The following is a 13,676-nucleotide window of genomic DNA, read 5'->3' as shown; positions in this document are numbered from 1 at the left end:
CAAGACAGATCGCCGCATTGGCAACGCGAAAAGAAACCAAGGGCTGACCCTTGGTTTGGTACTTTGTCGCCGATCAAGCCCCGGCACTTGAGCACGGCGAGCGTGACGCTTTTCGCAGCCGTCCCAAAAACGCAAAAATGAACCTGAATCCCCTCCAGTTCGACCCTTCAGAAAAAAGCCCCCGCTCCGAAACTGATTCACGGCAAGAAAAGACGTGTGGACGCCTGTGTGCGCCGCGTCTTCTCTTGCCCCTCAAGTTACAGCGTCGCTGCAAAAGAAGTGCAGCGCTTTTTTCATGACCAGGCAGGGTAAACATGGCTATCAAATCGTTCAGCACCATCCGCGCTCGCACTTTCAATGACACGTCGGCAGACAACGAATTCGACACCTTCACCGGCACGCTCGATGCCCAGTCACACACGAGCGGTGCGACGATTTCCTACTCGGTCTCAGGTCAGAAAACCATCGCCTACTCTGCGGGCGGCATCGACTACAACCGGTCGGCAAGCAACGACTACGGCACGCTGTACCTCAACACCACCAGCGGTGCGTATCGCTTCGAGCCCAACGGCAGCGCCATCGAGGGCCTGAAGGCCGGCGAGACCTTCCAGCCATCGTTCAACTTCACCGCCTCCGACGGCAGCACCACCACATCCAGCCAGCGGCTGAACATCACGGTCAATGGCAGCAACGATGCCCCGACGCTGAACGCCATCACCTCACAGCCCACCGCAGTGAACGAGGCCGCGAACGCCTCGGCTCAAGACATTGCGCCCGTGACAGGCTCATTGGTCGTCAATGATCGCGACGTCGGCGATGAACTGGACATCTCCATCCGCGGCACCCCGGGCCTGAGCCTGAGCGGCGGCACGCTCACAGCCGCTCAGGTCGACGCGCTGAGGCCCGTGCTCGCCACGAACAAGCTCACCTTCGAGGCTGGCGTGCGCTCCAACGGCGGCGAACAGTCCATCGACTACACCTGGAACCCCGCTGCGGCCAACCTCGACTTCCTCCTGGCGGGGCAGACGCTGACCGTCACCTACACGGTCCGCCTCAACGACGGCACCGCCAACTCCAGCAACCGCAACCTCACCTTCACCATCACCGGCACCAACGAGGCTGCCGTGATCACGGGCAATGCGACCGGTTCCGTGACTGAAGCGGGCGGCCTCGCGAACGCGATCTCAGGCACCCCGATCGCCCAAGGCGTGCTGTCGGCCATGGACGTCGACAACTCGAACCAGTTCCAGTCGACTCCGGCAAGCGCCAGCACCCAGGGCTATGGCACCTACGTCATGACCACCGGCGGCGCGTGGAGCTACGTCCTTGACAACAACAACGCTGCGGTTCAGGCCCTGAAGGCCGGCGCGACGATGACCGACACCTTTACGGTCCGCACCGTCGATGGCACGGAAAAAATGGTGACCCTCACCATCACCGGGACCAATGACGCCCCGGTTGCGACGGCCGACACCAACACCGCCGTTGAAGACGCTGCCCTCGTGACCGGCTCGGTCGCCGCCAACGATATCGACGTCGACAGCAAAGCCCTCCTGGTCTACGCCCCGGCCACCGGCCAGGACACGGTCGCCGGCCTCACCTTCAATCCCGACGGCACCTACAGCTTCGACCCGTCGAACACGGCCTACCAAAGCCTGGCCGCTGGCCAAGTGCAAGACGTCGTGTTCAATTACATCGTCAAGGACGAGCAAGGCGTCGCGGCCAATGCCCGCTTGACCGTCACAGTCACCGGCACCAACGACGCGCCGGTGATCTCGGCCACCACCACCGCCACGGGCGACGTCCAGGAAGACGGCGCGCTCGAAGTCACCGGCCAGATCGCCGCCAGCGACGTCGACCACGACGCCGTGCTGTCCTACGGCGGCAGCGCCACGGGTGCCTACGGCCGCTTCGCCATCGACGCTGAGACGGGCGCGTGGAGCTACACGCTGGTCAACGACCAGACGCTGTCGGCCCACGACGTGTTCACCGAGAAGTTCACCGTCACGGTGACCGACGACCAGGGCGCCAAGGCCGAGCAGACCGTGACCGTCACGGTCAAGGGCACCAACGATGCGCCAGTGATCTCGGCTACCACCACCGCCACGGGCGACGTCCAGGAAGACGGCGCGCTCGAAGTCACCGGCCAGATCGCCGCCAGCGACGTCGACCACGACGCCGTGCTGTCCTACGGCGGCAGCGCCACGGGTGCCTACGGCCGCTTCGCCATCGACGCTGAGACGGGCGCGTGGAGCTACACGCTGGTCAACGACCAGACGCTGTCGGCCCACGACGTGTTCACCGAGAAGTTCACCGTCACGGTGACCGACGACCAGGGCGCCAAGGCCGAGCAGACCGTGACCGTCACGGTCAAGGGCACCAACGATGCGCCGGTGATCGGTGTGAAGACCACCGCCACGGGCGACGTCCAGGAAGACGGCGCGCTCGAAGTCACCGGCCAGATCGCCGCCAGCGACGTCGACCACGACGCCGTGCTGTCCTACGGCGGCAGCGCCACGGGCACCTACGGCCGCTTCGCCATCGACGCCGCGACGGGCGCATGGAGCTACACGCTGGTCAACGACCAGACGCTGTCGGCCCACGACAGCCTGACCGAGAAGTTCACCGTCACGGTGACCGACGACCAGGGCGCCAAGGCGACCCAGGAAGTGGTCGTCACGGTCAAGGGCACCAACGATGCGCCGGTGATCTCGGCCACCACCACCGCCACGGGCGACGTCCAGGAAGACGGCGCGCTGACGGCCAGCGGCCAGATCGCCGCCAGCGACGTCGACCACGACGCCGTGCTGTCCTACGGCGGCAGCGCCCAGGGCACCTACGGCCGCTTCGCCATCGACGCCGCGACGGGCGCATGGAGCTACACGCTGGTCAACGACCAGACGCTGTCGGCCCACGACGTGTTCACCGAGAAGTTCACCGTCACGGTGACCGACGACCAGGGCACCAAGGCGACCCAGGAAGTGACCGTCACGGTCAAGGGCACCAACGATGCGCCGGTGATCGGTGTGAAGACCACCGCCACGGGCGACGTCCAGGAAGACGGCGCGCTCGAAGTCACCGGCCAGATCGCCGCCAGCGACGTCGACCACGACGCCGTGCTGTCCTACGGCGGCAGCGCCCAGGGTGCCTACGGCCGCTTCGCCATCGACGCCGCGACGGGCGCGTGGAGCTACACGCTGGTCAACGACCAGACGCTGTCGGCCCACGACGTGTTCACCGAGAAGTTCACCGTCACGGTGACCGACGACCAGGGCACCAAGGCCGAGCAGACCGTGACCGTCACGGTCAAGGGCACCAACGATGCGCCAGTGATCTCGGCCACCACCACCGCCACGGGCGACGTCCAGGAAGACGGCGCGCTGACGACCAGCGGCCAGATCGCCGCCAGCGACGTCGACCACGATGCCGTGCTGTCCTACGGCGGCAGCGCCACGGGTGCCTACGGCCGCTTCGCCATCGACGCCGCGACGGGCGCGTGGAGCTACACGCTGGTCAACGACCAGACGCTGTCGGCCCACGACGTGTTCACCGAGAAGTTCACCGTCACGGTGACCGACGACCAGGGCGCCAAGGCCGAGCAGACCGTGACCGTCACGGTCACGGGCACCAACGACACGCCGGTGATCGGTGTGAAGACCACCGCCACGGGCGACGTCCAGGAAGACGGCGCGCTCGAAGTCACCGGCCAGATCGCCGCCAGCGACGTCGACCACGACGCCGTGCTGTCCTACGGCGGCAGCGCCACGGGTGCCTACGGCCGCTTCGCCATCGACGCCGCGACGGGCGCGTGGAGCTACACGCTGGTCAACGACCAGACGCTGTCGGCCAACGACAGCCTGACCGAGAAGTTCACCGTCACGGTGACCGACGACCAGGGCGCCAAGGCCGAGCAGACCGTGACCGTCACGGTCAAGGGCACCAACGATGCGCCGGTGATCGGTGTGAAGACCAGCGCCACGGGCGACGTCCAGGAAGACGGCGCGCTGACGGCCAGCGGCCAGATCGCCGCCAGCGACGTCGACCACGACGCCGTGCTGTCCTACGGCGGCAGCGCCACGGGTGCCTACGGCCGCTTCGCCATCGACGCCGCGACGGGCGCGTGGAGCTACACGCTGGTCAACGACCAGACGCTGTCGGCCCGCGACGTGTTCACCGAGAAGTTCACCGTCACGGTGACCGACGACCAGGGCGCCAAGGCGACCCAGGAAGTGGTCGTCACGGTCAAGGGCACCAACGACACGCCGGTGATCGGTGTGAAGACCAGCGCCACGGGCGACGTCCAGGAAGACGGCGCGCTCGAAGTCACCGGCCAGATCACCGCCAGCGACGTCGACCACGACGCCGTGCTGTCCTACGGCGGCAGCGCCACGGGTGCCTACGGCAGCTTCGCCATCGACGCCGCGACGGGCGCGTGGAGCTACACGCTGGTCAACGACCAGACGCTGTCGGCCCACGACGTGTTCACCGAGAAGTTCACCGTCACGGTGACCGACGACCAGGGCGCCAAGGCCGAGCAGACCGTGGTCGTCACGGTCAAGGGCACCAACGATGCGCCGGTGATCGGTGTGAAGACCAGCGCCACGGGCGACGTCCAGGAAGACGGCGCGCTCGAAGTCACCGGCCAGATCGCCGCCAGCGACGTCGACCACGACGCCGTGCTGTCCTACGGCGGCAGCGCCACGGGCACCTACGGCCGCTTCGCCATCGACGCTGAGACGGGCGCATGGAGCTACACGCTGGTCAACGACCAGACGCTGTCGACCAACGACGTGTTCACCGAGAAGTTCACCGTCACGGTGACCGACGACCAGGGCGCCAAGGCGACCCAGGAAGTGACCGTCACGGTCAAAGGCACCAACGATGCGCCAACCATCACCTCCGCCGTTGACACGGGCGAGATGACCGAGAAGGCCGAGCCCACCGAAGGTGGCCTGCTGAGCGACAGCGGCGAAATCGTGTTCGCCGACATGGACCTGAGCGACCTGCACAAAGTGGCCTTCGTGGCTGCTGATGCCAACGAGACCGAGCTGGGCACCTTCAGCGTCAAGCTGGACCCGGACACCAAGACGGTCAGCTGGAACTTCGAGGTGGCTGACAGCGCGGTGGACTATCTGGCCCAGGGCCAGGAAGTGACGCAGTCGTACACCGTCACGGTGGACGATGGCCAGGGCGGCACGGTCGACCAGGTGGTGAGCATCATCATCACGGGCACCAACGACATGCCGGCCCTCGTTTCAGCGACGACCGACGTTGAGGGTGCCGTGACTGAAGGCAGCATGCTGAGCGACAGCGGCAAGATCACGTTCCTGGACGTGGATCTGCGCGACACGCACAAAGTGAGCTTCACGGTCGACGAGGCCAACAAGACCGATCTGGGCACCTTCAGCATCAAGCTGGACCAGGCCAACCAGGCGGTCAGCTGGAACTTTGAAGTCGCTGAAGGCCAGGTGGACTACCTGGCTGCGGATGAGAAAGTGAGCCAGTCGTATACCGTGACGGTGGACGACGGCCTGGGCATGCCGATGACACAGGTGGTGAGCATCACCATCACGGGCACGAATGACGCGCCGGTGGTGGTCAGCTTCACCGATGGCCGCGTGACTGAAGATGCGACGACAGCGCTGAGCCTGACCAGCACAGTCGCGGTGCACTTCACCGACATCGACCTGACCGACGTGCACACAGCGGCGATCAAGGCCGGCACAGACAACGCCCTGGGCGGTACGCTGACCGCGAAGGCCAGCACCGACAGCACCAACGGTGTGACTGGCGAGTACACCTTCGACTACAAGATCGACAACGCCCGCGTACAGCACCTGGCCGCCGGCGAAACCGCGACCGAGACCTTCACCATCACCGTCAGCGACGGCAAGGGTGGCACGGTGAGCCAGGACGTCAAGGTGACCATCACCGGCACGAACGACACGCCGATGGTGGAAACCACGGACGTGACAGGCAGCGTGACCGAGCTGACCACGGCTGCGGGCAACCTGACCGACAGCGGCACGATTGCGTTCACCGATGTGGACCTGAGCGATGTGCACAGCCTCAGCGCCGTGACCGCCTCGACGGGCGCGTTGGGCAGCCTGACGGCGTTGGTCAGCACCGACACCACCGGCACGGGCCTGGGTGGCGTGGTGACCTGGAACTACAGCGTTGACGCCAGCAAGACCGAGTACCTGGCCGCAGGCGAAACCAAGGTCGAGAGCTTCACGTTCAACGTGCTGGACGGCCAGGGCGGCTCGGTGCCGCGCACGGTCAGCGTGACGATCACCGGCACCAATGACGCGCCGACCGTGGCGGCAACGGCAGCGCTTTATGACGCTTCGCTGTCGTACGCCTGGAACAGCCAGATGAACACCTACGGCGTGTGGGTGGAGCCCAATAGCAGCAACGGCAGTGCGGGCACTTTCAACATCGCCCGGGAAATGACGCTGACCAACGCCGGCAGCTACACCTTCAACCTGTCGGCCGACAACTCTGCCGTCATCAAGGTGGACGGCGTCGAAGTGATGGCGCACGATCAGTTCGCCTCGGTCAAGACCGCCACGGTCAACCTGTCGGCGGGCATGCACACGGTCGAGATCTCGGTCACCAACGCCGGAACGAGCAGCAATCCAGCGGGGGTGGCGCTGTCGGTCAACAACGCCGGCGGCGCTCTGGTCTGGGACACGCGCTCGAATCAGGCCGGCCTGCCCTACCAGGTTGGCGCGGTGGTGGAGGACTCGGCCAGCACGGCCAGCGCCTACGACACCCGCATGGCCACCGGCACCATCAGCTTCAGCGACGTGGACCTGAGCGATAGTCATCTGGTCAGCCATCAGGCGGCCGTGACCAACACCACCGCGCTGGGCAACTTCTCGCTGGCCACCGTCAATGAAGCGGCGAACGCTGCCAGCGGCACGGTGGGCTGGACTTACACCCTCAACGAAGCCCAGGCACAGTCGCTGGCCGCCGGCCAAAGCGTGCGCGAAACCTATGGGGTGACCGTCGACGACCAGCATGGCGGCACCGTCACGCAGAACGTGGTGGTGACCATCACCGGCACCAATGACGCGCCGATCGTGGCCGTCGGGGACGTGACGGGCGCCATCACCGAACTGGTGAAGGCCGATGGCAACCTGACCGACAGCGGCACCATCGCGTTCACCGACGTGGACCTGATCGACGTGCACAGCGTTGGCGCGGTGACCGCCTCAACGGGCGCGCTGGGCACGTTGAGCGCTTCGGTCAGCACCGATACCACCGGCAGCGGCACGGGCGGCGTGGTGACCTGGAACTACAGCGTCGATGCCAGCAAGACCGAGTTCCTGGCCGCAGGCCAGACCCAGGTCGAGACCTTCACGTTCAATGTGGAAGACGGCCACGGCGGCTCAGTGCCGCGCACGGTCAGCGTGACGATCACCGGCACCAATGACGCGCCGGTGATCCAGATGAACGATGCGGCCAATGTGGGGCGCTTGGCGGAAGACGTCGGCGTGACCCATCTGCAAAGCGTCGCGGCACTGATCACACGCACCGACTTTGCCGGTCGTGACGACTTTGCGCAAAGCGTGACCTTCGATGCCCAAGGCCGCATGCTGGTGGGCGGCTACTCCAACAGCGCTACCACCGGTGATGACTTTGCCGTGGCGCGGTACAAAGCGGATGGCACGTTGGACACCACCTTTGGCGAGGCGGGGACCGGCAAGATCACGACCGATTTCTTTGGAAAAACGGACCAGGGCTACAGCATCACCACCGACGCCGCTGGCCGGGTACTGGTGGGAGGCTACGCGGCTGACGCTGCGGGCAATAACCTTTTTGCTGTGGCGCGTTACACGGCTGACGGCAAGCTGGATGCCACCTTCGGTGAGGGGGGCACCGGCAAGGTCACGACCCCTTTCACGGGAGGGCATGGCTTCGGCTACAGCATCACCGTTGACGCTGCGGGTCACGTGCTGTTGGGCGGCTATACCAACACCGGTGGCGGCGGGGACAACTTCGCTGTAGTGCGCTACACGGCCAACGGCGCGTTGGACGCCACCTTTGGCGCGGCGGGTACCGGCAAGGTGACGACCGATTTCGCTGCGAAATCAGATGGCGGCTACAGCATCACCGTCGATGGCAAGGGCGGGGTATTGGTCGGTGGTTACACCAACAACGGCAGCAACAACGACTTTGCCGTGGTGCGTTACACGACCGATGGCAAGCTGGACACCCAATTTGGCACGGCGGGCACAGGCAAGGTCACGACCGACTTTGGCGGGACCCAGGATGTTGGCCGCAGCATCACCATCGACGCCGCTGGCCGGGTGCTGGTGGCCGGCTCCGTGACCGCACCCGGCGGTTTCCCCGACTTCGCCGTGGCGCGCTACACGACCGATGGCAAGGTGGACACCACCTTTGGTGGTGGTACCGGCAAGGTCACCACCGATTTCAATAACCTCCAGAACGACGGCTACAGCATTGCCACCTACCCCGACGGTCGGGTGCTGGTGGGCGGCTACGCCCGCAACGGCGGTGGCGATGTCAACTATGACTTCGCTGTGGTGCGCTACAAGGCCGATGGCACGCTGGACACCAGCTTCGGCAATGGCACCGGCAAGGTGACGACCAATCTGGGTGACGGCAGCTTCGACATGGGCCGCAGCCTCGTGATCGACCCCGCAACGGGCCGCATCGCGTTGGTTGGACAAAGTGGCCCCAATGTCGTGGGGGGCAGAAACTTCGGCCTGGTGGTCTACAACGACAACGGCACGGTCTACAGCCAGGCGGCCAGCTCGACGCTCAACACCACCGTGGCCGTGCACTTCACCGATGTCGACCTGACCGACGTGCACAGCGCCACCATCGCCACAGCAGCAGGCAACACCCTGGGCGGTACGCTGACCCCCAAGGCCAGCACGCCGGACGGCGACGGCGGCACGGGCGAATTCAGCTTCAACTACAAGGTCGACAACGCCCGTGTGCAGCACCTGGCCGCAGGTGAAACCGCGACCGAGACCTTCACCATCACGGTCAGCGACGGCAAGGGCGGCACGGTGAGCCAGGATGTCAAGGTGACCCTCACCGGCACCAATGACGCGCCAATCGTGGCCGTCGGGGACGTGACGGGCGCTGTGACCGAGTTGGTGACAGCCACCGGCAACCTGACCAACAGCGGCACCATCACGTTCACGGATGTGGACCTGATCGACGTGCACAGCGTTGGCGCCGTGACCGCCTCGACGGGCGCGCTGGGCAGCCTGACAGCCTCGGTCAGCACCGACAGCACCGGCAGCGGCACGGGTGGCGTGGTGACCTGGAACTACAGCGTCGACGCCAGCAAGACCGAGTTCCTGGCCGCAGGCCAGACCCAGGTCGAGACCTTCACGTTCAATGTGGAAGACGGCCAGGGCGGCTCAGTGCCGCGCACGGTCAGCGTGACGATCACCGGCACCAATGACGCGCCGGTGATCCAGATGAACGACGCGGCCAATGTGGCGAGCCTGATGGAGGATGCGAACGTCACCACGGTGGCAGGCGTCAACGCCATCGTGCGCACCGACATTGCCGGTGGATACGACGAAGCACGCAGCGTGGTGTTTGACACCCAGGGGCGGGTGCTGGTGGGCGGCTATACCGTCAACGGCAGCACCGGCTATGACTTCGCCGTGGTGCGCTACAAGGCCGATGGCACGCTGGACAACAGCTTCGGCAATGGCGGCAAGATCACGACCGACTTCGCCGGTTCGACTGACATTGGCTACAGCGTCACCACCGATGCCCAGGGTCGGGTGCTGGTGGGCGGCTATGCCAACAACGGCAGCACCGGCGCTGACTTCGCCGTGGTGTGCTACACCGCCGATGGCACGCTGGACAACAGCTTTGGCAACGGCGGCAAGGTCACGACCGACTTCGCCGGTTCGAGTGACGTTGGCTACAGCGTCACCACCGATGCCCAGGGTCGGGTGCTGGTGGGCGGCTATGCCGTCAACGGCAGCACCGGCTATGACTTCGCCGTGGTGCGCTACAAGGCCGATGGCACGCTGGACAACAGCTTCGGCAACGGCGGCAAGGTCACGACCAACGTCGCCGGTTCGAGTGACTTTGGCTACAGCGTCACCACCGACACCCAGGGCCGGGTGCTGGTGAGCGGCCATGCCAACAACGGCAGCACCGGCGCTGACTTCGCCGTGGTGCGCTACACCGCCGATGGCACGCTGGACAACAGCTTCGGCAACGGCGGCAAGGTCACGACCAACGTCGCCGGTTCGAGTGACGTTGGCTTCAGCGTCACCACCGACACCCAGGGCCGGGTGCTGGTGGGCGGCTATGCCGTCAACGGCAGCACCGGCAATGACTTCGCCGTGGTGCGCTACAAGGCCGATGGCACGCTGGACAACAGCTTCGGCAACGGCGGCAAGGTCACGACCAACGTCGCCGGTTCGAGTGACGTTGGCTTCAGCGTCACCACCGACACCCAGGGCCGGGTGCTGGTGGGCGGCTACGCCTACAACGGCAGCACCGGCGTTGACTTCGCCGTGGTGCGCTACAAGGCCGATGGCACGCTGGACAACAGCTTTGGCACCAACGGCAAGGTCACGACCGATCTGGGCGGCAACAGCTCCGACCTGGGCTTCAGCATCGCGATCGACCCTGCGACGGGCCGCATCGCGGTGGCGGGCTCGTCCAACAGCGACTTCGCGCTGGTGGTCTACAACGACAACGGCACGGTCTACCGCCAGATGGGCGGCTCGACGCTCGACACCACCGTGGCGGTGCACTTCACCGACGTCGACCTGACCGACGTGCACAGCGCCACCATCGCCGCCGCAGCAGACAACACCCTGGGCGGTACGCTGACCGCGAAGGCCAGCACGCCGGACGGCAACGGCGGCACGGGCGAATTCAGCTTCAACTACAAGGTCGACAACGCCCGCGTGCAGTACCTGGCCAAGGACCAGACGGCGACCGAGACCTTCACCATCACGGTCAGCGACGGCAAGGGCGGCACGGTGAGCCAGGATGTCAAGGTGACCCTCACCGGAACCAATGACGCGCCAATCGTGGCCGTCGGGGACGTGACGGGCGCTGTGACCGAGTTGGTGACAGCCACCGGCAACCTGACCAACAGCGGCACCATCACGTTCACGGATGTGGACCTGATCGACGTGCACAGCGTTGGCGCCGTGACCGCCTCGACGGGCGCGCTGGGCAGCCTGACAGCCTCGGTCAGCACCGACAGCACCGGCAGCGGCACGGGTGGCGTGGTGACCTGGAACTACAGCGTCGACGCCAGCAAGACCGAGTTCCTGGCCGCAGGCCAGACCCAGGTCGAGACCTTCACGTTCAATGTGGAAGACGGCCAGGGCGGCTCAGTGCCGCGCACGGTCAGCGTGACCCTGACCGGCACCAACGACACACCCGTGGTGGAAGTCACGGAGGTGACGGGCGCAGTGACCGAACTGGTCACGCCTGAAGGCAGCCTGACCGACACCGGCACGATCGCGTTCACCGACGTGGACCTGACCGACGCACACACCGTGAGCGCAGTGAAGCCCTCGGCAGATGCACTGGGCAGCCTGACGGCGTCGATCACGACCGACACCACGGGCACGGGCCTGGGTGGCGTGGTGACCTGGAACTACAGCGTTGACGCCAGCAAGACCGAGCACCTGGCTGTGGACGAGACCCAGGTCGAGAGCTTCACGTTCAACGTGCTGGACGGCCAGGGCGGCTCGGTGGAGCGCACGGTCAGCGTGACCCTCACCGGCACCAACGACACGCCGACCCTCGACGTCGCCAACATCGCCCAAGTCACGGCAGCGACCTTGACCGAGGGCAACGAGGCCTTGTCGGCCAGCGGCCGCATCGTCTTCAGCGATGTGGACACGAGCGATGTCGTGACGGCGTCGGTGCTCACCACGGAGGTGACGCCGTCGAACGTGGAACTGACGCCGGCACAAGCGACGCTGCTGCAGGACGCGTTCTCCATCGACCCGGCGACGGGCGCGTGGAGCTACAAGCTGGCGTCGCCGGACTTCCTGCCGGAAGGCAGCGAGGTGTCGGTGCTGTACGTGGTGCGCGTGCAGGACAAGCAAGGCGCGTTCGTGGATCAGGAGGTGAGCCTCACGATCACGGGTACCAACGACGCACCGGTGATCAGCAGTGGCCCGAGCGTGAGCCTGGACGGCATCAGCGTGACGGCCACGGACGCCGACAACGGCGCCGTGCTGTCCTTGATGGTGAACGGCCGCGAGCTGGGCCAACTCGACAACGGCAAGGCCAAGGTGGTGGTGCCGGTCGAGCAGGTCGTGACCGACTATGCCGGCCAACTCGAGGTGACCGATGGCCTGGTCACCACGGACACGGGTTGGCATGTGGCGGTGGGACAGGATACGGCCGAGACCCAGACGGCGCAGGGCAATGGCCCGGCCGCGCTGTTCGGCTTCAGTGGCAACGACACCTTGACGGGTGGCGCGGGCAACGACTGGCTGGATGGCGGCACGGGTCTGGACGTGTTGACCGGCGGCGCCGGCAACGACACCTATGTGGTGGACGATGCGTCGGGAACGGCGAAGGACAAGGTCATCGAAGCGGCTGGCGGAGGCATCGACCAGGTGCTGTCGTCGAGCAACGTCGATGCGCTGTACGACAACGTCGAGAACCTGACACTGACCGGTGCGGCCCACCTCAACGCCAAGGGCAACGCCCTGTCCAACACCCTCACCGGCAACAGCGGCAACAACACGCTGATGGGCGGCGACGGCAACGTCAGCGACTTCCTGATGGGTGGCGCCGGAAACGACAAGCTCGACGGCAACGGCGGTGCGGACGTGATGGAAGGTGGCACGGGCAACGACAGCTACACCGTGGACGACACGAGCGATGTGGTGACGGAGCTGGCCGAGGAAGGCACGGATTCGGTCTCGGCGTCGGCCAGCTTCACGCTGGGCGCCAACGTCGAGAACCTGACGCTGACGGGCGCCTCGGCGCTCAGCGGCACGGGCAACGATCTGGCCAACGTGCTGGTGGGCAACACGGGCAGCAACCAGCTGTCGGGCGGTGCCGGCCACGACTACCTGACCGGCGGCAAGGGCGCCGACATGCTGATGGGCGGCACGGGCAGCGACACCTTCGTGTTCGCGGTCGGTGACTCGGTCCTGACGCTGAATGCGGGCGCCAACCCGAACTTCACGGGCTACGACGTCATCACCGACTTCACCCTGGGCGCCACCAGCGCCGGCGGTGATGTGATCGACAACGCAGGCGCGGCCCTGGTGGCGGCTGACGCCGCAGCGGTCAACGGCGCGGATTCGAGCCTGAAGCTCGGCGGCAGCGCGGTAGCCCACCACTCGATCCACGACGGCGTCATCGTGTTCAACGGCAATGCGCACGTCGCCAGCCAGGCCGATCTGGCCGCTGCAGTGCAATACCTGCAGAACAACGACCTGGGCGATGCGGGCACGACGGTGGCCTTCACGGGCACCATCAGCGGCCAGGATCACACCTGGCTCTACACCCAGGGCACGAACGGTGGCACCAATACCCAGGACGTGCTGGTCGACCTGATCGGCGTGAAGGCGGAAGGCGTGACCACGGATGCGGACACGGCGCCGTCGAACTACATCGTGATCTCCTGATCACGCGCAGGCTCCGGGGTTCGACCCGGAGCTTTTTCTCTTCAAGGC

Annotated in this window: 1 protein-coding gene; it reads left to right on the top strand. The window is 65.9% G+C overall.

The window, feature by feature from the left end:
- The first annotated feature begins 314 nt into the window (after positions 1–314).
- The gene (locus AC5IG3_RS00565; protein WP_491896871.1) at positions 315–13,628 is read left to right on the top strand and encodes a VCBS domain-containing protein; all 13,314 of its coding nucleotides are present in this window, start codon (positions 315–317) and stop codon (positions 13,626–13,628) included.
- Positions 13,629–13,676 lie beyond the last annotated feature (48 nt).

The sequence above is a fragment of the Leptothrix sp. (in: b-proteobacteria) genome (genome assembly GCF_965250675.1).
Lineage (GTDB): Bacteria > Pseudomonadota > Gammaproteobacteria > Burkholderiales > Burkholderiaceae_C > Sphaerotilus.
Note: the sequence above shows the minus strand (reverse complement) of the source record. Positions and strands in the feature narration are given on the sequence as shown.